This window comes from Ornithinibacillus sp. FSL M8-0202, from assembly GCF_037975285.1.
In the GTDB taxonomy this organism is placed as follows: Bacteria; Bacillota; Bacilli; order Bacillales; family Amphibacillaceae; genus Ornithinibacillus; species Ornithinibacillus massiliensis.
On sequence record NZ_CP150248.1, the window covers coordinates 2,199,217 to 2,219,712 of the forward strand.

The 20,496-nt window shown below is 38.3% G+C and carries 22 protein-coding genes; 13 read left to right on the forward strand and 9 right to left on the reverse strand.

The annotated features are described in order from the left end of the window. The first annotated feature begins 2 nt into the window (after positions 1-2). The 3 genes from MKY78_RS11480 to MKY78_RS11490 all read left to right on the forward strand — a co-directional run bounded on the left by MKY78_RS11480 (position 3) and on the right by MKY78_RS11490 (position 1,745). Entirely contained in the window at positions 3-1,145 is a 1,143-nt protein-coding gene (locus MKY78_RS11480; RefSeq protein WP_339212775.1) for a glycosyltransferase family 1 protein, read from the forward strand. Between the two features lie 221 nt (positions 1,146-1,366). After that, positions 1,367-1,564: a small, acid-soluble spore protein, H family gene (locus tag MKY78_RS11485; protein ID WP_339212779.1), complete on the forward strand. Its 198-nt coding sequence runs from the start codon at positions 1,367-1,369 to the stop codon at positions 1,562-1,564. Position 1,565: 1 nt separating this feature from the next. Continuing rightward, on the forward strand, positions 1,566-1,745 hold the full coding sequence (locus MKY78_RS11490) for an H-type small acid-soluble spore protein (protein WP_339212780.1): 180 nt from the start codon (positions 1,566-1,568) through the stop codon (positions 1,743-1,745). A gap of 42 nt (positions 1,746-1,787) precedes the next feature. Here MKY78_RS11490 and MKY78_RS11495 read toward each other — a convergent pair whose 3' ends face one another. Next, positions 1,788-2,351 carry a YpjP family protein gene (locus MKY78_RS11495; protein ID WP_339212782.1) on the reverse strand — a complete coding sequence of 188 codons (564 nt, stop codon included), beginning with the start codon at positions 2,349-2,351 and terminating at the stop codon, positions 1,788-1,790. Positions 2,352-2,602: 251 nt separating this feature from the next. On the opposite strand from MKY78_RS11495, the gene MKY78_RS11500 reads away from it, so the two are divergent. The 4 genes from MKY78_RS11500 to pstB all read left to right on the forward strand — a co-directional run bounded on the left by MKY78_RS11500 (position 2,603) and on the right by pstB (position 6,436). Next, positions 2,603-3,628 (forward strand): PstS family phosphate ABC transporter substrate-binding protein, encoded by a 1,026-nt coding sequence (locus tag MKY78_RS11500; RefSeq protein WP_339212783.1) that lies wholly within the window; start codon positions 2,603-2,605, stop codon positions 3,626-3,628. A gap of 110 nt (positions 3,629-3,738) precedes the next feature. Continuing rightward, positions 3,739-4,695 (forward strand): phosphate ABC transporter permease subunit PstC, encoded by a 957-nt coding sequence (pstC, locus tag MKY78_RS11505; protein WP_339212785.1) that lies wholly within the window; start codon positions 3,739-3,741, stop codon positions 4,693-4,695. Position 4,696: 1 nt separating this feature from the next. Beyond that, positions 4,697-5,581, forward strand: a complete 885-nt coding sequence (pstA, locus tag MKY78_RS11510; RefSeq protein WP_339212788.1) for a phosphate ABC transporter permease PstA — start codon at positions 4,697-4,699, stop codon at positions 5,579-5,581. Positions 5,582-5,632: 51 nt separating this feature from the next. Further along, positions 5,633-6,436, forward strand: a complete 804-nt coding sequence (pstB, locus tag MKY78_RS11515) for a phosphate ABC transporter ATP-binding protein PstB (protein WP_339217888.1) — start codon at positions 5,633-5,635, stop codon at positions 6,434-6,436. 291 nt (positions 6,437-6,727) lie between these two features. On the opposite strand, the gene MKY78_RS11520 is transcribed toward pstB, so the two are convergent. Continuing rightward, positions 6,728-8,431 (reverse strand): methyl-accepting chemotaxis protein, encoded by a 1,704-nt coding sequence (locus MKY78_RS11520; protein ID WP_339212789.1) that lies wholly within the window; start codon positions 8,429-8,431, stop codon positions 6,728-6,730. Between the two features lie 267 nt (positions 8,432-8,698). Here MKY78_RS11520 and MKY78_RS11525 point away from each other — a divergent pair, with 267 nt between their 5' ends. From MKY78_RS11525 to MKY78_RS11535, 3 genes are read left to right on the forward strand one after another with little or no spacing between them, the layout of a single operon-like run. Then, positions 8,699-9,061, forward strand: coding sequence for a DUF2089 domain-containing protein (locus MKY78_RS11525; protein ID WP_339212791.1), 363 nt, complete (start codon positions 8,699-8,701; stop codon positions 9,059-9,061). A gap of 13 nt (positions 9,062-9,074) precedes the next feature. After that, a complete protein-coding gene (locus MKY78_RS11530) occupies positions 9,075-9,449 on the forward strand; it encodes a hypothetical protein (protein WP_339212792.1) in 375 nt (124 codons plus the stop codon). Between the two features lie 4 nt (positions 9,450-9,453). Further along, positions 9,454-9,744, forward strand: coding sequence for a hypothetical protein (locus MKY78_RS11535; protein ID WP_339212795.1), 291 nt, complete (start codon positions 9,454-9,456; stop codon positions 9,742-9,744). 48 nt (positions 9,745-9,792) lie between these two features. Here MKY78_RS11535 and MKY78_RS11540 read toward each other — a convergent pair whose 3' ends face one another. Beyond that, positions 9,793-11,043 (reverse strand): MFS transporter, encoded by a 1,251-nt coding sequence (locus MKY78_RS11540; protein ID WP_186868117.1) that lies wholly within the window; start codon positions 11,041-11,043, stop codon positions 9,793-9,795. A gap of 177 nt (positions 11,044-11,220) precedes the next feature. Between MKY78_RS11540 and MKY78_RS11545 the strand changes: the two genes are divergently transcribed. Together MKY78_RS11545 and MKY78_RS11550 are read left to right on the forward strand one after the other, a co-directional pair. Then, a complete protein-coding gene (locus MKY78_RS11545; protein ID WP_339212797.1) occupies positions 11,221-11,763 on the forward strand; it encodes a PadR family transcriptional regulator in 543 nt (180 codons plus the stop codon). A 12-nt stretch (positions 11,764-11,775) separates the two neighbouring features. Then, on the forward strand, positions 11,776-12,270 hold the full coding sequence (locus MKY78_RS11550) for a DUF4188 domain-containing protein (RefSeq protein WP_339212799.1): 495 nt from the start codon (positions 11,776-11,778) through the stop codon (positions 12,268-12,270). A 107-nt stretch (positions 12,271-12,377) separates the two neighbouring features. On the opposite strand, the gene MKY78_RS11555 is transcribed toward MKY78_RS11550, so the two are convergent. The 6 genes from MKY78_RS11555 to MKY78_RS11580 form a co-directional block, all read right to left on the reverse strand. Then, positions 12,378-13,304, reverse strand: coding sequence for an ABC transporter permease (locus MKY78_RS11555; RefSeq protein ID WP_339212800.1), 927 nt, complete (start codon positions 13,302-13,304; stop codon positions 12,378-12,380). A 12-nt stretch (positions 13,305-13,316) separates the two neighbouring features. Further along, positions 13,317-14,318: an ABC transporter permease gene (locus MKY78_RS11560; protein ID WP_339212802.1), complete on the reverse strand. Its 1,002-nt coding sequence runs from the start codon at positions 14,316-14,318 to the stop codon at positions 13,317-13,319. 83 nt (positions 14,319-14,401) lie between these two features. Next, the gene (locus tag MKY78_RS11565) at positions 14,402-16,087 is read right to left on the reverse strand and encodes an ABC transporter substrate-binding protein (RefSeq protein ID WP_339212804.1); all 1,686 of its coding nucleotides are present in this window, start codon (positions 16,085-16,087) and stop codon (positions 14,402-14,404) included. 38 nt (positions 16,088-16,125) lie between these two features. Then, positions 16,126-17,103, reverse strand: a complete 978-nt coding sequence (locus tag MKY78_RS11570; protein ID WP_339217890.1) for a dipeptide ABC transporter ATP-binding protein — start codon at positions 17,101-17,103, stop codon at positions 16,126-16,128. Continuing rightward, a complete protein-coding gene (locus MKY78_RS11575) occupies positions 17,078-18,094 on the reverse strand; it encodes an ABC transporter ATP-binding protein (RefSeq protein ID WP_186868122.1) in 1,017 nt (338 codons plus the stop codon). The genes MKY78_RS11570 and MKY78_RS11575 overlap by 26 nt, the downstream gene beginning before the upstream one ends. A 331-nt stretch (positions 18,095-18,425) precedes the next feature. Further along, complete coding sequence (locus MKY78_RS11580) at positions 18,426-18,986, reverse strand: CDP-alcohol phosphatidyltransferase family protein (protein ID WP_339212807.1); 561 nt, start codon at positions 18,984-18,986, stop codon at positions 18,426-18,428. Positions 18,987-19,596: 610 nt separating this feature from the next. On the opposite strand from MKY78_RS11580, the gene spxA reads away from it, so the two are divergent. Then, entirely contained in the window at positions 19,597-19,992 is a 396-nt protein-coding gene (gene spxA / locus MKY78_RS11585; protein WP_186868124.1) for a transcriptional regulator SpxA, read from the forward strand. Positions 19,993-20,496: the final 504 nt, after the last annotated feature.

A 20,496-nucleotide genomic window follows, 5' to 3' on the forward strand; every position in this document is an offset into this window, starting at 1 on the left:
GCATGAAAATCGCAATTTTTACGGATACTTTTGCACCAGATGTGAACGGTGTGGCAAAGACATTAAAACGGTTTACTGACTTTTTAAGTGACAAAGGGCTGGAATATAAGGTGTTTGCCCCCAAAAGTGCGAGTCAAAGTATGTATTCTAGTGATATTTATCGATTTAAAAGCCTCCCGCTTTTTCTTTATCCTGAATGTCGATTTGCGTTCCCGAATATGCTTCATGTGCGTGAAGAACTTATCCAATTCAAACCCGATATTATTCATGTTGCCACACCTTTTAATGTTGGGTTATGTGGCTTACATTACGCCAAAAAGTTAAATATCCCTCTAGTGGGATCCTATCATACTGATTTTGATAAGTACCTGGAATATTACGATTTGCAGTTTTTAACGAAGGTTTTATGGCGTTATATGCGCTGGTTTCATCGACCAATGCGTAAAATTTATGTACCATCTGTTGATACGATGGAAAACCTAAAAAAACACGGCTTTATGAATTTAGATATTTGGGCAAGAGGCATTGATTGTTCTACATTTCATCCTAATTTTGACCGGGAAGCTATGCGAAGGAAATATGGTATTAAAGAGAAGCATGTCCTTTTATATGTCGGTAGGATTGCACCAGAGAAGGATGTTATGCTTCTTCCGGAAATACATAATTCATTACCTGAACGAGTAAGAGAGGATGTGCACTGGCTAGTAGTAGGTGATGGCCCGAACCAAGAGGAATTAAGAAAAAAGTCCCCTGAGAAGATGACGTTTACTGGATTTTTATCTGGTCAGGAGCTTGCTCATGTATATGCTGCCAGTGACTTGTTTGTTTTTCCTTCTCCAACAGAAACATTTGGTAATGTTGTGCTAGAGGCAATAGCCAGTGGGACGCCAGCAATTGTGGCTAATGCGGGTGGTGTTCGGACGATCGTAAAGCATCAGAAAACAGGCATGTTGTGTGAAGAAAAAGATATAGAGGGATTTGCTAAGGCTATTACAGAGCTGTTAATAGATAGGAAAAAACGTAGAGAGATGGGTTTGAATGGCAGAGAGTATGCATTAACACAAACATGGGATAGTATATTTGAAGCACTATTAAAAGGTTATGAAGAAGCTATTGTTGAAAAGCAATTGGCCGTTTTAGCATAAAAGAACATATAGTAGTAATTAATAGTTGTTTAATTTAAAAGCAAAGGAATTATTATCTATCATCATTTCGGACGAGCGGATTTCTATTGGGAATCCGCTCGTCTATTTATCGGTATAAACGGAACTGGAAAAATGTATCAAATCAACCCAATTAATCCTCGAATAGTACATGTTTTAAACGTGAAAAATAAATGACAAAGGAGCTATAGGAGGAGAAAGAGATGGATAATGATCGAGCAGAAAAGATTCTTCAATCTGATGTATTTGTAAATGTGAATTATCATGGCATTCCCGTTTATATTCAAGAAGTGAATTATGATAAAGCGAAAGTTTTTCCACTTGATGCGCTTCACCATGAACAAGAGGTTGATTTAGCGGGACTTAACGAGTCTGGCCCAATTATACTGGAGGTGGATTAAGATGCACCGGATGAGAGCAGCTGATATTGCACAATCACCAGATATGAAGCGTGTGTGGTATAACGGTAAACAGGTGTATATTCAGCAGGTCAATGAAAATAATACAGCACGAATATTTCCACTAGATGATCCACAGAACGAGATGGATGTGCAACTAACTAACTTGTATGAGTTGCTATAAGATGTAAAATAAAAAAACCTCCTACATCTAGGAGGTTTTACCTTATGACATCCACTTTGGTGGCGTGTTTTTATCCCAATATATTTCACCTAATAGATGATGTACTTCAAAATTATCATCTTTTAAGTGGTAGTGGAAGTTAAACCAGTATCCATCTTGTGGTCTATTGTCACGTCTTACGTGGAATTTCGCGATATCTTCTTTCGTTAACTCATTGTATACATTAAATATTCTTTCTCCATAGCCATGTGATGGCTGCTCCGTAATGGAAAGATAGGATGCATCTTCTTTTGCAAGAATAGTCTCTAATGCTAGTTCCATCTTAGGTAAGATGATTTGTGTGAATTCATTTTCTACTTTTTGTGAAATCTTCGGTCCGAATTTTACAAAGCTTTGTTCTTTAGCCTTTTCCGTTAAGGAGCTAATGACATCTGTTTCTTCTTCAACTTCCGTGCGAATCTCAGTAGGAATGGCACTACTATCATTCTCTTTTGGACTAACAACCTCATTATTATCTTCATCTGCAATTAAATAAGTAGGCGTATATAAACCAAATGTTACGATTGCGATTAAAGCGACGGCTATTTTTCTCATCCACAGATTCATCTTTATTCCCCTCTTTTCTCCCTTACTTAAAAGTTTAGCATGATATTTTCATAGCTGTCTACTGAATAAAAGGTGCAATACTAAAAAATAGGAAAATAGACTTAAAATTAAATCTATTTCTATATGATAGGAATTTACAAACGATTTACATTTGGAACATATCCACTTAACATTTGTCTCTTATACTTAAATCTGTGAGAGGGGATAACCCTTAAATAAATATAAATTGCACTTTGGGGAGGACAATTTAGATGAAATTCAAAAAGTACTTGATGTTCCTATTTGTAGCTGCATTAGCAGTAATGCTAGTAGCTTGTGGGAATGACAAAGACGAAGACAATTCTGACGACGACAAAAGTTCTGAAGAAACATCTACAGAAAACGCAGATAACGGAACTGATACTGAATCAGAAGAGGAAGAAGCTTCAAGCGAATTAGATGGTAGTGTAGTAATCGATGGATCTGGTACAGTTTATCCGTTAATGTCTAGAATTGCTGAAGAATATATGACAAACGAACAACCAAAAGTATCTGTTGAAGTAAGCCGTGCGGGAACAAGTGCAGGATTTGAAAAATTCTTGCAAGAAAATGGTACAGACTTTAACGATGCATCACGTTATATCAAAGATGAAGAAAAAGAAAAAGCAGATGAGTTAGGTATTGAAGTATTAGAAATGAAAGTTGCTCTAGATGGTTTAACAATTGTAGTACACCCTGATAATGATTTCGCTACAGAATTAACTCCAGATCAAGTAGTTTCTATTTTCCTTGGAGAATATGAAAACTGGTCTGACGTAAATCCTGACTGGCCAAATGAAAAGATTCAAACTTATGGTCCAAATGAAAACCATGGAACATATGAATTCTTCCATGAAAATATTCTTGATAAACAAGATCTAGTTGATGGCATTAACCTTCAACAAGATTACTCAACTCTAGTAACACTAGTTTCTGAAGATGAGAATGCAATTGGATTCTTCGGATTTGGATATTATGACAGCAATAAAGATAAAGTAAATGCTGTATCAATTGACTTTGGTGATGGACCGGTTGCTCCTTCTCTAGATACAATTGCTGAAGATGGTGACTATGCAGATTACACTCGTCCAGTATTCACTTACTTGAACGTGAACAATGCTAAAGAAAAACCAGAAGTATTAGACTATGCAATCTATGTAATGGAGAACATCAACAGATTAGCAGGTGAAACTGGTTTCGCTCCAATTCCGGACGAGGAAGTACAGTCTCTAATCGATGAGTTGAAAGCATTACAATAATTGAATACGAACTGACATAGAATTTTGCAAACAATATACCATAAGATGAGGGCACCATTATGCTCTCATCTTATTGTGACTTTTAGATTTGGAAGGAGAGCTGCAAAGAGATGGCAGCAAACAGTAAGCCTAATCGCAATGATGCGATAGATGTGAAAAGTATGATAGAGCAAAACAAGCAGTCTAAGAGCTTATCGGCAGTAACAGAGAAAGCTATTCCGATACTGTTATTCCTGTTTGCGATTATTACTGTTTTAACTACGATTGGAATCGTACTGACATTGCTCTCGGAAACAATTGAATTCTTTAAACGTGTTCCTATCTGGGAATTTTTTAGCGGAACGGTATTAAAACCAATTAGTCAAAACCCTGAATTTGGTGTATTACCACTTATTAATGGTACTATTATTTCTACCTTAATTGCCATGCTTGTAGCAGGCCCAATTGGACTAATGGCCGCCATATATTTAAGTGAATATGCCTCTGATCGTGTAAGAAGAGTATTAAAGCCAATGCTAGAAATACTTGCAGGGATTCCTACTATTGTATACGGATTTTTTGCCTTCACATTTGTTACACCACTAATCCGTTCTATTTGGCCGGAAGTAGGGGCTACCAATATATTAAGTCCAGGTATCGTAATGGGAATCATGATTATTCCAATGATTGCTTCTTTATCTGAAGACGCTATGTCATCTGTTCCTAATTCCATCCGCGAAGGTGCGTTAGGACTGGGGGCAACAAAGCTAGAAACAACATTTAAAGTTGTTATGCCAGCAGCACTGTCCGGAATTATTGCGTCATTTGTACTAGGTATTTCACGTGCTATTGGTGAGACTATGATTGTTACAATCGCTAGTGGTAGCTCGAAAAACTTTACCTTTGATATTACCCAATCTATGCAGACGATGACAGCATATATAGTAGAAGTTTCTGGTGGAGAAGCCGCTGCAGGTACAACCGTATATTACAGCCTTTACGCGGTAGCAATGACACTATTTGTCTTTACACTGATTATGAATCTACTTGCAAGATACGTCTCTCGTAAGTTTAGGGAGGAATACTAAGATGAAATATATAGATGCAGATAAAGTATCGAAGCGTATGGGTCCGCGAATTCTGAAGAATAATTTATTAAAAGGCTTATTTCTAGTAGCAACCCTCTTTGGACTTATTGTTTTAGCAATCTTAATATATCGTGTTGTAGCAGATAGTATTGGTTGGATAGACTGGAACTTTCTAACTGGCAGACTATCAACGGATGCTGAACGTGCGGGTATCATGGGAGCTATTTTAGGTACTGTCTGGATGATGCTTGTAGTAGCACCAGTTACTTTAATTCTAGGTATTGGAACAGCCATTTACCTAGAGTTATATGCTAAAAAAGGACGCTTTCAATCTATCATCCAAACGAATATTGCTAACCTTGCTGGTGTACCGTCAATCGTTTATGGGATTTTAGGATTAACCATTTTTGTTCGTGCAATGAGCATGGGAAATATTATTCTAGCTGGTGGGTTGACACTATCACTTTTAATCCTTCCGATTGTAATAGTTGCCGCACAGGAAGCAATTCGTGCAGTTCCAGGCTATTTAAGTGAAGCATCATACGGAATGGGTGCTACCAAATGGCAAACCATTAGGAATGTGATCTTACCAGCGGCCTTACCTGGAATATTAACAGGTGCGATATTAGCACTTTCCCGTGCAATTGGTGAGACAGCGCCACTTACTGTAATTGGAATTCCGGCATTAATTATACCGTTTCCTGAAGGAATCTTTGATAAATTTACAGCACTTCCAATGCAAATTTACTATTGGACATTAGATTCATCCTTAGTAGCAGAATATGCAAACCTAGCAGCAGCAACTATTGTCGTTTTATTACTGCTATTGTTTGTATTGAATTCGGCGGCAATCTTTATCCGAAATAAGTTCCAACAACGTTTCTAAGTTAAGGAGGATATAGTCTTGAGTCTTTTAACAGTTAAGGAGAATAGTAGTATGTTAAATAATAGTGAAACCGTTGCGGTATCTCCTAGCCTTGCGAATCAAAATATTGTGTTTGACACAAAGGAGTTAAACCTTTGGTATGGTGAGACACATGCTTTAAAAGATATAAATCTTACAATTAATGAAAAAGAGGTAACAGCCATTATTGGTCCATCTGGCTGTGGTAAATCGACCTATTTAAAAACGTTAAATCGTATGGTGGAATTAGTTCCAACAGTCCGCACAACTGGTGAAATCAATTACAAAGGCAGGAGTATTCTAGATAAATCATTCAAAGTAGAAGATTTGAGAACTCACGTAGGTATGGTATTCCAAAAACCAAATCCATTTCCAAAATCAATCTACGATAATATTGCCTATGGTCCAAGAATTCATGGAATCCGTAATAAAAAGATTTTAGATGAAATCGTGGAGAAAAGTCTTCGTGGTGCTTATATTTGGGATGAAGTGAAGGATCGATTAAAGGAAAATGCTTACGGACTTTCCGGTGGACAGCAACAACGTTTATGTATAGCTCGTACACTAGCAATCGAACCAGATGTTATCCTAATGGATGAGCCTACCTCAGCGCTAGATCCAAAGTCTACATTAAAGATTGAGGACCTTGTTCAAGAGTTGAAAAAGGATTACTCCATTATCATCGTAACGCATAATATGCAACAAGCAGCTCGTATCTCTGATCTTACAGCCTTTTTCTTAAATGGAGAAGTAGTAGAGATGGACGAAACCAATACTATTTTTACAAAACCAAGAGATAATCGCACAGAAGATTATATTTCTGGACGTTTTGGATAAACTATATAATGAATTTCATCTTCCCCCTTTGATGAATATAGAAAAGACCGGCCACAGTGCCGGTCTTTTTGTATGCATTTTGATATTTATAAAGTAAAAGCCTCAGGTCGTAAATCGTATCGGATGATGTTCGGTCATAAAAATACTGAGGCTGGGACAAAAGAATTTATCTTAAAGTAAAAACCGAATGATGAGCTAGTATCGTGTATTATTCGGTTTTACATTAAATTCTTTTAGTTATGTCCCAGCCTCAGTTTAGTTCATCACGATTATGGTAGAGTTATCTACCTACTACTGGATAGTAAATTGCTTTGTACTTTCTGTTAGTGATTTCGATATGTCGGTAAGCTTTAATCCGACCTCATGTGTATGTTCCATCTGCTTTATCTGACCTTCACTACTTGCAAGCATTTCTTCTGCGCTTGCCAGTGTCTCTTGTGATACCGATAGGAAGCCAAATGTTTCTTTTTCTAATGACGGTAATAGCTGCTCTAGTTCCTTTAATTCCCCTTGAACACCTTGAAGCTCTGTACTTACCTCGAAAATCTCTTGCATCATTTCATCTATTGAAAACTTGGCTTCATTAGACTTAATTAGTGTATTGGTTGTCTTGACTAACATATTTTCAAATTCATTTGTCGCGGTCTCAGTGACCTGTTCCATGTTAGAAATGGACTCGGTGATCTGTTCCGCGGCATTAGACGATTGTTCCGCGAGTTTACCTACTTCATTTGCGACTACAGCGAAGCCTTTACCAGCATCTCCTGCGCGGGCAGCCTCAATAGATGCATTTAAAGATAGTAATTTAGTTTGTTCTGCAATGCCTTGAATCAGCCCAACTAGCTTATTAATGGACTTTGAATAGGATTGGACATGTTGGATTGTCTTAGTTAAGTGTTCGAACTCTTGCTTAAATGTATTGATCGTGTTAATTAATTCTGTCATATTTTTTTCACCATGTTGTGCGGAGTGGTTCATTTGATTGGCACTGGAAAAGATTTCTCCCATACTTTCAATCATTTGTTCAATTTTATCCTTCATAATTTTAAACGATTCCGAACTTCCCTCTGAGCTACTTGCGGTTTGTTCCGCTCCTACTTTTACAGTCTGTATAGCATCAATTAAATCTTGACTAGATGCAAGTGTATTTTCAGACGATTGCTGTAGCTCTGTGCCCGTTTGTTCAAGGTTAATGGTTGTATCTTTAATTTGGTGGAGCATGGAACGCATATGATTAATCATAGCATTGTAGCTTCTATCCAAGGAAGATACCTCTGGGATGCTCGTCTTTATTTCAGTGGAATCCTCTCGTAAATCACCATTTCGCACTTTCTTCATTTTTTCTCTTAAGATGGAAAGAGGTTTTGATATGTTATTGGTAAAAATAGTAATGACGAATGAGGATATTAGAATACCAATAAGAATAATACTAATCATAATGATAGCGAGTTGATTAACTGGCTTCATATAGGTAGCGGTCGGTACAACTAATACATATTTCCCCTCAAGGTTATTAATCGCTTTAATACTTAATGTGAAGTCCTTTCCGTCAATTGAAGTATGTAGGATGCCATCCTCTGCATTTAGTATGGTTTCTAGCAAGGAATCGGATATCGGCGGAAGGGTGTTTTCACTAACTTTAAATGGAATGAGTTCATCATCTTTCGTATAAAAATAATCGGAGACGATTTCATCATTGGTTAGCTTTGTTTGTTGGTCACGTACACTGATGTTAACCTGCTGCATGAAGTAATCATATTGATCGTCACTGGGATAAACAAATTTTAAATTGTCCACCAGATATTCAATTAAGTCGGCTTCACGTACGAGTCTATTTTCGATTGCTTCCATTGTGGTATTACGAGAAATCGTGTACGCACTTACACCTACTGCGACGACTGTAAGGGTTAAAAGAATAATGAATATCGTTAGGATACGACTTCGTAGGCTTCTTTCCCGTTTGTTTCGGCTTTTATTCTTATCAGAGCTGTTCAATGTAAAACCTCCACATTAGCATTCTAGTATATAGTAAATTATACCAACGTAATGTAAAGTCACTGTTAAATTCATGTGAATTTATAGTTCTTTAGACATAGGAAACGATTACTTGTTGGTCGGGGGTGTGGGTTGTGTATTAATATTATTAACTTGTTGATTAAAAATATTAATATAATGGATAATAAATATTAAATTATTTAATTTCATGTTTACAAAAATACTGAAGTTGTATATAATGATAGCAAAATAAGGAAAGGGATTATCATGACACATCCATTAATTACGCAATGTCCAGTTTGTAGCAATACATTAATCGTAACGAAACTTCAATGTAACCACTGCCATACAACAATTGAAAATGACTTTTCACTTTCCAAATTTAACCTTTTATCCAAGGAGCAGCTAGACTTTATTGAAACCTTTATGGTTGCGAGAGGGAATATTAAAGAAGTTGAAAAGGAGCTAGGAATTTCATATCCAACTGTTAGAGGAAAATTAAATGATATTATTCAAGCATTAGGATATGAAACAAGACAAAAGAATGTCCTAGATGAACGTGCAATTCTTGGTATGCTGGAAAAAGGGGAAATTACACCTGACGAAGCAATTAAAATGTTAAAAGAATAAGGAGGAGATTAAAGTGAAGGAAGAGATTTCAAAAATATTAAAGATGATGGAAGAAGGGAAGATTGATGCAGATAAAGCAGGTGAGTTAATAGCGGTATTAAAGGATAAAGATGAGAAGGGGAAGTCTTCCAATTATCTCAATAAAACGTTAAAGGTTAGAATTCAATCCAATGAAAGTGATATCGTTAATGTTAACTTGCCAATAAGACTATGTCAGGCAGTATTGAAGGCTGGCCACGGCATAGCAGCTAATATTCCAGAGGCAGAGAAATATGTAAAGGATATAGATATTAATCTTATTTTAGAAGCAATTGATCAAGAAGTAGAAGGTCAAATCGTCGATATCGTATCAGGAGATGGCGATAAAGTCGCTATATTCGTAGAGTAAGAGAATGATTAAAGTAACGATAAGAACGAGTAAGAATAGAGGATTTACCATTCCAGTACCCTACTTTGTATTACATCTTGGAACCAACATAATTTGTACGAATATGGTTTGGAAAAGGATTATAAGACGAACCAATAACTCCTATGACAATCATTCCACAACATTGACTCCTATTCATAAACAATTGATCAAACCACTTCTCAAACAAGTAATCAAAGAAGCACAAAATTACCGAGGCGAAACCATTGTAGAATTACGACAATCAGGTAAGGAAGAAATAATGATTAGACTATAAGGGAGATCGCCCATAACGGAGGGCAATCTCTCTTCGTTATTCCTCAAACTATTCTTCTTCTGTAGATTTCAATCGACGAAATACAACAAAGAAGTAAACCGATCCAATTAGATACAATCCTGCCGTTATCGTAAAGATATGTGCATACCCCCAATAGGAGCCGTACATCATCACTATCGAAGTAGATACCGGTCCCATAAACGCCCAACCAAGTTGAAATACCATTTGGTTAATCGAGTTCGCTAATCCCTTCACAGAATCATCGACTTTAGACATCATAAGTGATGACTGAATCGGGTTACCAGCATTCATAAGTGCCTGCCTGAATAAGAATCCAAGGCTAGCTAAGAGTAGATTTTCCGTATAGGCTGTTAACAATAGAAACGGAAGAGAGGAAAGCTGTAAATAAACAACGGCCCGAACTTCTCCAACCTTCTTTACTACAACTGGACCAATAAACATGGCAACCGCTGTAGCGGCCTGACCTAATGAAATGATTAGTCCAATCATGGAATTAGATGCAGCAAACCGATCAGCGAAATATAGGTTTAAATAGGGAATGACAAGCCCACTACCAAACCCGATTAATAGCTGTGCTACTGCAAATAAAGCAATGACCTTAAAACCAGTTTTATTTACCTTTAAAAACTCTCTAAATGGTACTCTATCAACTTTCTCCACTTTAGGTTTCGGCTTCTCAACCATTTTAATAATGGGGAAGAATGCTACTAAATAAAAGATACTCCCAATCATTAATGTAAAACGAATAGCACTTAAATCACTGGTAAACAGTGAAAAGAAGTCCGTTAACGTACCACCAAGTAAACTGCCAACGACATTAGCCGCCGTCATAATAGCAGCGTGCAGACTAAAGAGATGAACACGTTGCTTTGGGTTCGAGTTCTCTGCGAGCCAGGGAATCGAAGAAACCTGAAGGAACGCTGTGAAGACCCCGGTAGCAAACCCTGTTATTAATAGAAGTGATTGCAGTTCTACTAAACTACGTAAAATAAGAATTAGTCCGGTAAGTAGCACGCCAAATGCCATAACTCGCTTTCTACCTAGCTTATCACTCATTATCCCAGCTGGAACAAGAATAATAGCCGTGGCTAGAGCAGTTAATGCAATGACTTGACCATTAACATCATGGCTAAGTCCAAGCTCTTGGATATAAATATTATAAATGACCATAAACATACCCATCCCGATTTGGGAGAAGATGTTGGCCCATATTGCTAGTTTAATATTTTGGTTGTAGGTCTTTAGCTGTTCAGACCATTCTTTAAGGAATATCGCCATTGTTATGTCGCCTCTCCTGGTATTTCGTGTCCCTAAGTAATATACAATCAATTGCGTAAAAAGTAAACGGAAGTGATGAGAATTTAATGAAAAAAATAAAAAAACCTATTGCCAATTTTCGCAACTTACGGTATCTTATATATCATAATGATATATATCAAAAAGATAGGTGTTAACATGGCGAAAACAAATCATACAAAATATGCAATATTAGGCTTACTAACAACAGGCTGTAGAACAGGCTATCAAATGAAGCAAATGATGGATACGAGCTTGAATCACTTTTGGAAAATAAGCTACGGACAAATTTATCCAACGCTGAAGCAAATAGTGGAGGACGGGCTAGCAACCGTACAAGATATACCCCAGGATGGAAAACCAGATATAAAAGAGTACTTACTTACCGAAGCAGGGGAGAAGGAACTTCGTCAATGGCTCTCCTCACCATTAGAAAATATCCCAGTGGCAAAGAATGAGGTACTCCTAAAGCTATTCTTTAGTCGACATCAGCCTAAGGAAACTACTATCGATTATTTAGTGCATTATCAAGAAATTTTACAAGAACGGCTTCACACATATGAGGAAATAGAGGAATTAATTCAAATTCATTCTATAGAGAAGGCGGATGCGCAATATTGGCTGTTTACGCTAGATTACGGTAAGCAAATAACGGCCGCTGAAATGAAGTGGTGTAAGGATACGATAAATAAATTAAGTTAAGGGGGAGTATGGATGGGGCAGAAAGTATATCCAGGTAGATACACAACAGAAAATAATGAGGATGTCGTCGTATTTATGATTGGAATGAGGATTAATAAACGATGGGCAATCCATAAATGGTTTCCGGTGTTTAAAGCTATGCCCGGCATGATCAGGGAGTTATATGCGAATAAAGACGAATTAGGCTTTCTTTCCATGGAGAGCTTCTATGGATTGCGTACAACTATTATGATTTCCTATTGGCGGTCAACAGATGATTTACTAGCCTATGCTAGGGGGGCTAAACATTTAGCTGCCTGGAGAGAGTTTAATCAGAAGGTCGGAGATAATGATGCAGTCGGTATTTATCATGAAACCTATTCCGTTCCAAAGGGAAGCTATGAATCGGTGTACGGTAATATGCCATTATTTGGTCTAGCAAAGGCAAAAAAACATCGCCTTATTACGCCTGACATCAGAACAGCTAAAAAGCGGCTATCAGCGGTAAAGACAAATTCTTCAAACTAATGGTTTTGGTGGTAAGAAGGGGTGTCATAGATTTCCGCGAGATGTTTAAACTTGCTAGGATAAAAGGGATTAGCCCCCAACATTAGGAGCTAATCCCTTTATATTTCCTAATTCTTCATTTTCGGATCAAGTGCATCCCTTAACCCATCTCCAACAAGGTTAAACCCTAATACGACTAACATAATCGATACACCTGGGAAAATTAATGTCCATGGTGCTAATTGGATAAAGTCACGAGAGCTTGCTAGCATTGCTCCCCATTCTGGATCAGGTGGCTGAGCGCCGAGCCCTAGGAACCCAAGTGCTGCTGCTTCTAAAATAGCGGTACCAAAGCTTAATGTTGCTTGAACGATTATCGGGGCAACACTATTTGGTAGTATGTGATGAAAAATAATTCTTCCATTCTTCATCCCTTGGGCTCTTGCTGCCATAATAAATTCTTCTTCTCGTAAACTAATTACTTTAGATCGTATTAGTCTACCAAATATCGGGATATTAACAATCGCAATAGCGATTAACGCATTTTGTAGAGACGCTCCTAAGATTGCTACAATCGCAATGGCAAGGAGAATACTAGGAAAGGCTAGTAAAATATCAAATATACGTGAAATGATCATATCAATCCATCTTCCATAATACCCAGCAATAACGCCAAGCAAGGTACCGAAAAGAAGAGCACCTGTAACAGCGAAAAATCCAACCTGTAGGGATATCCTTGCCCCATAAGCGATTCTCGTAAAAATATCTCTCCCAACATCATCAGTACCAAACCAATGCTCACCAGAAGGCGGCTGTAGGCGATTAACTGGATTAATCTTATCGTATGGATAGGACGTAATCAAAGGAGCCAAGAGAGCAATTAAAATGAAAAAGAGAATGATAATCATACCGGCTATTGCGAAAGGGTTTTTACGCAGCTGACGTAAGGAATCCTTCCATGGTGATATGGCTCTTATGTCTTCTTGTTCTGGTTGCATGGTAACGCTCAAATGATTATGTTGTGTGGTTGTTTCATTCTTATCTTGTATTTTCATGACCCGCCCCCCTTAGTAATTAATCCTTGGATCAATAAATTTATAGAGTAGGTCTACAACCAGATTAATGATCACAAATAAAAAAGCAATAACTAAGATGCCGGACTGTATAACCGGGTAGTCCCGATACGTAATAGCCTCGTAGATATAACGACCAACACCTGGCCAACTAAATATCGTTTCGGTCAATATTGCGCCACCTAATAGAACTCCGGTTTGAAGACCGATGACAGTTAGGACAGGGATCAAGGCATTTTTAAGCGCATGCTTATAAATGATTAAGAACTGGCCAGATCCTTTAGCACGTACGGTTCTAATGTAATCTGACTTCATGACCTCTAGCATGCTGGAACGAGTCATCCTAGCGATAATAGCCATAGGAATGGTTCCTAAGGCGATGCTTGGTAATACTAAGTGCTTTAATATGGTCACGGTCCTAGAAAAATCACCATGTAATATCGAATCCAGTACATAAAAATATGTAATAGGTTCCATTGGATCTCGATTATCTTGTCTTCCGCTCGAAGGAAACCAGCTTAGTTCTTGAGCAAAAATCCATTGCTCCATTAATGCCAACCAGAACACGGGAATCGATACGCCAATTAGAGCAACTAACATGGCGAGAAAGTCAAACCACGAATTTTGCCTCCATGCACTAATAATTCCTGCATTCACACCGATAATGATTGCGAACGCCATCGCAAATAAGGTTAATTCAAATGTAGCTGCAATATAAGGCCATATTTCTTCGGCGATAGGCGTCTTTGTTTTTAATGATGTTCCTAAATCACCCTGAAGTAGATCAGCTATATAAATGGAATATTGTATGGCATATGGTTCGTTTAGTCCCATGCTTTCTTCCAAGTCTCTTATGGCTGTTTCGCTTGCGGTTTCTCCTAAGATGACTTGTGCAGGGTTACCTGGGATTAGATGGACAATAGAAAATGTAATGAGTGTCATCCCGATTAAGACGGGAATGAGCATTAGTAAACGACGGACGGTATAGGAGAACATTCTTTCACCTCAGTCTTTTGGGAAATCCAAGTCTATAAGAGGGAAGGGTAGTAGAAAGTACTACTACCCTTATCTCTGTTACATTAATTCTCAATTTCGACTTCTGCTAAGGATTCGCTTGTTGATGGGTGTGGTACATAATTCTTTACTTGTGATGTTGTTGCTAATACAGGTCGAGAGTGCACTAATGGAACCATTGGAGCATCTTCTGCTATTAGGGCTTGTGCCTGTTTATACAATTCAGCACGTTCATCTTGGTCTATAGCTACTTTAGCTGCATCAAGTAACTTATCTACTTCTGGATTAGCATAGAATTCACGGTTACTCGTTCCAACATTACTACCGTGAAGTAAGCTACTTAAGAAATAATCAGGGTCCCCATTCGTACCGGACCAGCCCAGCATATACATTTGATGGTCCCCGTTCATTGTTTTCTCAAGATATGGAGCCCATTCTTCTCTGACAATCTTAGCCGTAATGCCGATGTCAGCTAAATTACTTTGAATAATAACCGCAACAGTTTCTGGGTCTGGCATATATGGACGAGCAACAGGCATTGTCCATAATTCGATTTCCAGTCCATCTGCATAACCAGCTTCGGCTAATAGCTCCTTCGCTTTGTCAACATCATATGGATAGCCTTCTATTTCATCGTTATACCCCATATAGCTTGGAGGTAATGGGTTTTTAGCTGGTACAGCATACCCAGCATATAAGGCATCTGCAATCGCTTCACGGTCGATAGCATAACTGATGGCTTGACGTAGTGTTTTATTTGTAAATGGTTCCTTTTCAACATTAAAGCCAACATAACCAAAGTTATTCTCTGCCCGTTCGTGAAGAATTAGATTTTCATCTGTTTCAACGCCGGCAGCATCATCTGGATTTAATCCATCCATAATGTCAATTTCTCCAGAACGAAGTGCGATAAGGCGCGCCGCGTTATCCGGAATAACCGTAAATACGACACGGTCTAATTTTGGCTGCCCCTCGACACGATAGTCTTCAAATTTCTCTAAAACTATGGAATCATCCTTACTCCAGCTGACAAATTTAAAAGGACCAGTACCCACTGGATTTTCATTAATTCTTGAACCAAATTCCTCAAGAGCAGCTGGTGACGTAATAGCAAAGTAGGACATCGCCATATTCTGTAAGAAGAACCCTAAAGGTCGATTTAAGACAAATTCGATTTCATGATCATTGATGACGTTAATTTCCTTAATGACATGCCCCTCATCTCCTTTGTACCCGCCAAACATCGTTCCGTACATGGAGTAGACGTAGCCATCATCTGAAAAGGAATAATCGTGTTCTGGATCTGACCAACGTTCAAAGTTAACCTTAACTGCCTCTGCATTAAACTCTGTTCCGTCATGGAATGTTACCCCTTCTTCTAAATAAAAGGTATAGGTTAACCCGTCCTCAGAAACTTTCCAGTCGTGGGCTAACGAAGGAACTACCTCAAAAGATTCCTTATCAAAATCAAGTAACCCTTCTAACACCTGCTTTGTTACCCTAGAGGATTCCCCATCTGTTGTACTACCAGGGTCAAGACTCTCTGAATCACCACCACGTGCAAAGATTAGAACTTGATCCCCGCCACCAGCTGCTGCTTCTTCGGTTTCGTTTTCCGTATCATCTGTTTCGGTAGAGTCAGTATCTGTTGGATTGTCTGTTTCCTCAGTCTCATTGCCACCACTACATGCAGCCAATAATAAAAGAAAAGCTAGAAATAGTGTGATAAACAGTGATTGTTTAAACTTCACATAAATTCCCCCTATTAACATTTTAATATTGTAATATTTCATTGCGCTGTCTCATTGTATAAATGACAGGCAACAAAATGATTAACCTCAACTGGTTCAAACTCAGGCCTTACCTGTTTGCAAATCTCCATCGCCATCGGGCATCTGGTGTGAAATGCGCAGCCAGAAGGTGGATTAGATGGACTTGGAACATCACCTTGCAATATAATTCTTTCCTTTTCCACATCCGGGTCAGGTACTGGTACAGCGGAAAGAAGTGCTTTTGTATATGGGTGTTTCGGTTCATCGTAGAGTTTGTCTTTTTCCGTTAGTTCTACCAATCTACCTAAATACATAACACCTACACGATCACTGATATGCTTAACTACGCTTAAATCATGAGCGATAAAGACATAGGTTAAGTTAAATTGATCGCGTAAGCTTTCCATTAAGTTGAGAATTTGTGATTGTACGGAAACATCAAGTGCTGACACAGGCTCATCACAGATAATGAGTTTTGGGTTATTCGCTAATGCTCTTGCAATACCAATCCGCTGTCTTTGTCCCCCACTGAATTGATGTGGGTAGCGGGAGGCGTGATAGTTGCTGAGCCCAACAACCTCTAACAATTCCTTCACACGAGCTTTGCGTTCTAATTTGCTCATGCCATGAACTAAGAGAGGCTCGCTAATAATCTTTTCCACGGTATGCCTCGGGTTTAAAGAAGCATACGGATCTTGGAAAATGATTTGCATATCTCGGCGTAGCCTTCTCATCGATTCGGCGTTCAGCTTCGTTACGTCCTGCCCTTCAAATTTTACTTCTCCATCAGTAGGTTCAATCAGTCGGAGTATGCTTTTTCCGGTTGTCGATTTACCACAGCCGGACTCTCCAACGATTCCTAATATTTCTCCGGGGTTAACGGTAAATGAAACATCATCTACTGCCTTTACCTCGCCCACCTTTTTTCCAAGCACCCCACCACGGATGTCAAAGTATTTCTTTAAATGATTAACTTCTAATATTGGATTGTGCATCATGTACTACCTTCCTTTCTCCATCGTTTAATAAAAAGCACCGGCTGGAACGATTGTTAGCTAAGGAAAATAGTTCGGGAGTTTCTGTACTGCAACGTTCAAAGGCGAATTCACAACGATCTTTGAACCTGCAGCCGTTCATCCCCATCTTGGGTTTTGGAACCGTACCAGGGATGGAGTATAGTTTTTGATTTTTTTCATGGAGTTTTGGAATGGAGCGGATTAGCCCCTTCGTATAGGGATGTGTTGGATCTTTTAATATCTCTCGGGTGGTGCCTTCTTCTACTACTTGACCAGCATACATAACCACTACTCGGTCACAGATTTCAGCTACGACACCGAGGTCATGTGTAATCAATAAAATAGCAGTATCCTTCTCTTTATTTAACTTCTTCATGAGGTCTAGAATCTGAGCTTGTATCGTCACATCTAATGCGGTTGTTGGTTCATCGGCAATCAGTATCTCTGGATCACAAGACATCGCGATGGCAATCATCACCCGCTGTCGCATACCACCGGATAATTGATGTGGATATTCGTTCATGACTTCCTCTGCGCGTGGTATTCCTACTAGCTTAAGCATCTCAATCGACTTTTGGTTAGCTTTATTTTTAGATACCTTTTGATGGATTCGAATTGCCTCGCGCAACTGATTACCAATTGTGAATAATGGGTCTAACGAGGTCATTGGTTCTTGGAATATCATAGATATTTCATTACCTCGTATGTCTTTGATTCTTTTCTTTGATGCTTTTAGAAGATCTTCATCTTTAAAATAGATGGACCCTCCTACGATTTTTCCGGGAGGACTGGGTACCAATTGCATAATCGATAGAGAGGTAACACTTTTTCCACAGCCTGATTCACCGACAATGCCAACTACTTCTCCCTTATGTACAGTAATACTTACACCATCTACAGCAGGAATTTCTCCTTGATCGGTAAAGAAGTGTGTATGTAGGTCTACAATTTTTAGAACTTCATCTGACACACAAGTAACCCCCTTTGGTCGTTGCTTTTCTAGACCTTTTTAAGTAGCATATTGAATTTTTGCTTGTGATATTACTAGGTGAGTAAAATTAGCTATAAAAAGAAAGGAAAGTATCATCGTCATGCTAATGCTTTAGCAATACTTATTCCACATAATAAAACAAAAACCCTTCTAAATGTCGAAAGATTACAATAATTCTTAAAAAGAGACGGCGGTCGACATGGATATGTCGAAAGGGGGATTTGAGGGGATAGGAGAAGGACAAATGCCATTGGACGCGATAATAGGAAAATAACCGTGATTTTAAAAAAGACCGCCTAAATTGGCGGTCTTAAGATGCATTCCGATATAGCTTTAAAAATTCCGGAATATATAAGATGAACGATAACGCTAGAAATACGCCTGTAATCAACATCAGGAGTGAGGCGTAGTGTGGGCTGATTTCAGGAAAAGCAATAAGGATAAATGCTGCAGCGTAAAATATAGCTGTAGAAACTTTTCCGAACCACATGGCCCCATCTAACTTTTTACCTTTTTTCAGAAGGATTAGTCCGTTTATACCCATGAACAATTCTTTCACAACTAGTAATAGGACTAGTATCCACATGTAGTCATACCGAAACATCAAGCATCCAACAATAGCTGCCTGTGTTAACTTGTCTGCAATAGGATCTATTGTTTTACCGAGTTCGGTTATTTGATTAAACTTCCGGGCGATAAGCCCATCTAACATATCTGTTAGTCCTGATAATAAAATGATAAGTGCTGCTACATAATAATCGGACGTACTGTTTGCGGTTATGTAAATATAAACGAAAATCGGAATTAAAAGCAGTCTTATGTAAGATAGAATATTCGGTATGGACCATATTTCTTTTGCAGTAGGCTTCATATAATTTCCCCCTAGGAGCAGCTTAACTTAGATAGTAATTTGTCCCTATTGGTATTGTAATGGTTATGGATAATATTGGGAAGTAGAAGGTAGCAAAAAAGTAGCATTGGAATGAAAGAATCCAAATGGTAAGGTTTTCATGATAAAGTAATAGTAGTTATTGGTTAGTGTATGACGAAATGGAGTATAAAAGAATCATGGAGAAAAGGGTTATGCTTTAGTAAAGAAATATACTGGCGAAGTAGGGTGGATCCCGAAAGAATGTCTGTAGAGGGAAATAGCTATGTAATGGAGATAAAAATGAATTTACATAAGTAAATAAAATAAAACATTTATTTCTGCATAATTTACAAACCTTTTTGGGCATACTTTCCAATGTGGCTTTTCCTTGTGTTATAATTAATATACTAATTATCACTGAGTAAAGAAAGTAAGGTTGACAGTGCAGATTAGCTGTAATAAAATTATATTGAATTAAAGATATTTATAAGAATAACTATATCAGTTTTTTATATGGGCAAGGCCTGGTCTTTCAAAGATTGAACCATAGGAAATACATCTGTGGATGAGTTTTTGTTAAATCTCTTATAGAGAGAAAGGAAGTAATTACATGGTAACACTTTACGTTACACCAAGTTGTACATCCTGCAGAAAGGCAAAAGCATGGTTTCAAGAAAACAATATACCATACAAAGAAAGAAATATCTTTTCGGAACCGTTAACATTCGAAGAAATAAAAGGGATTTTACGCCTAACTGAAGACGGTACCGAGGAAATTATTTCAGAACGGTCGAAAGTTTTCAAGGAGATTGATGTAGACATTGAGCAATTACCAATGAAGGAGCTATATCAATTAATCCAAGAAAACCCAGGACTATTAAGAAGACCGATTATTATTGACGAGAAGCGTCTTCAAGTAGGGTATAACGAAGATGAAATTCGTCGTTTCTTACCAAGATCAGTTCGTACATTCCAGTTACATCAACTTCAAAAGATGGTGGACTAGATTAAATAGGGTGAGCACTTTCAAACAGTGCTCACCTTTTTTTTATGAGATAAGAAAAAATTTCGCTTTGCCACAGTGTTTCTAGCTGTGGTATTTTTATGCGGATGGGATAGTTGGTGGCCTATTTTGGTTGGGGGAGGAGGAAAGGGTAACAGAGGGAGTGTGTCAGTGGCCTTTTTTGGGTTGGGTGAGTTGGAAAAGGTAACAGAGGGAGTGTGTCAGTGCCCTTTTTTGGGTTGGTGAGTCGGAAAAGGTAACAGAGGGAGAGTCTCAGTGCCCTTTTTTGGTTGGGTGAGGAGAAAAAGGTAACAGAGAGAGTGTGTCAGTGCCCTTTTTTGGTTGGGTGAGGAGAAAAAGGTAACAGAGAGAGAGTCTCAGTGCCTTTTTTCGGATGAGTGAGTCAAAAAAGGTAACAGAGAGATAGACTCAGTGCCCTTTTTTTGGTTGAGCGAGGAAAAAAGGTAACAGAGGAAGAGTGTCAGTGCCCTTTTTTGGTTGGGTGAG

What these genes read in the sequence shown, in the direction of transcription:
- MKY78_RS11480 (WP_339212775.1), top strand. Translation starts at nt 3, where the DNA reads ATGAAAATCGCAATTTTTACGGATACTTTTGCACCAGATGTGAACGGT.
- MKY78_RS11485 (WP_339212779.1), top strand. Translation starts at nt 1,367, where the DNA reads ATGGATAATGATCGAGCAGAAAAGATTCTTCAATCTGATGTATTTGTA.
- MKY78_RS11490 (WP_339212780.1), top strand. Translation starts at nt 1,566, where the DNA reads ATGCACCGGATGAGAGCAGCTGATATTGCACAATCACCAGATATGAAG.
- MKY78_RS11495 (WP_339212782.1), bottom strand. Translation starts at nt 2,351, where the DNA reads ATGAATCTGTGGATGAGAAAAATAGCCGTCGCTTTAATCGCAATCGTA.
- MKY78_RS11500 (WP_339212783.1), top strand. Translation starts at nt 2,603, where the DNA reads ATGAAATTCAAAAAGTACTTGATGTTCCTATTTGTAGCTGCATTAGCA.
- pstC (WP_339212785.1), top strand. Translation starts at nt 3,739, where the DNA reads ATGGCAGCAAACAGTAAGCCTAATCGCAATGATGCGATAGATGTGAAA.
- pstA (WP_339212788.1), top strand. Translation starts at nt 4,697, where the DNA reads ATGAAATATATAGATGCAGATAAAGTATCGAAGCGTATGGGTCCGCGA.
- pstB (WP_339217888.1), top strand. Translation starts at nt 5,633, where the DNA reads ATGTTAAATAATAGTGAAACCGTTGCGGTATCTCCTAGCCTTGCGAAT.
- MKY78_RS11525 (WP_339212791.1), top strand. Translation starts at nt 8,699, where the DNA reads ATGACACATCCATTAATTACGCAATGTCCAGTTTGTAGCAATACATTA.
- MKY78_RS11535 (WP_339212795.1), top strand. Translation starts at nt 9,454, where the DNA reads ATGATTAAAGTAACGATAAGAACGAGTAAGAATAGAGGATTTACCATT.
- MKY78_RS11540 (WP_186868117.1), bottom strand. Translation starts at nt 11,043, where the DNA reads ATGGCGATATTCCTTAAAGAATGGTCTGAACAGCTAAAGACCTACAAC.
- MKY78_RS11545 (WP_339212797.1), top strand. Translation starts at nt 11,221, where the DNA reads ATGGCGAAAACAAATCATACAAAATATGCAATATTAGGCTTACTAACA.
- MKY78_RS11550 (WP_339212799.1), top strand. Translation starts at nt 11,776, where the DNA reads ATGGGGCAGAAAGTATATCCAGGTAGATACACAACAGAAAATAATGAG.
- MKY78_RS11555 (WP_339212800.1), bottom strand. Translation starts at nt 13,304, where the DNA reads ATGAAAATACAAGATAAGAATGAAACAACCACACAACATAATCATTTG.
- MKY78_RS11560 (WP_339212802.1), bottom strand. Translation starts at nt 14,318, where the DNA reads ATGTTCTCCTATACCGTCCGTCGTTTACTAATGCTCATTCCCGTCTTA.
- MKY78_RS11570 (WP_339217890.1), bottom strand. Translation starts at nt 17,103, where the DNA reads ATGCACAATCCAATATTAGAAGTTAATCATTTAAAGAAATACTTTGAC.
- MKY78_RS11580 (WP_339212807.1), bottom strand. Translation starts at nt 18,986, where the DNA reads ATGAAGCCTACTGCAAAAGAAATATGGTCCATACCGAATATTCTATCT.
- spxA (WP_186868124.1), top strand. Translation starts at nt 19,597, where the DNA reads ATGGTAACACTTTACGTTACACCAAGTTGTACATCCTGCAGAAAGGCA.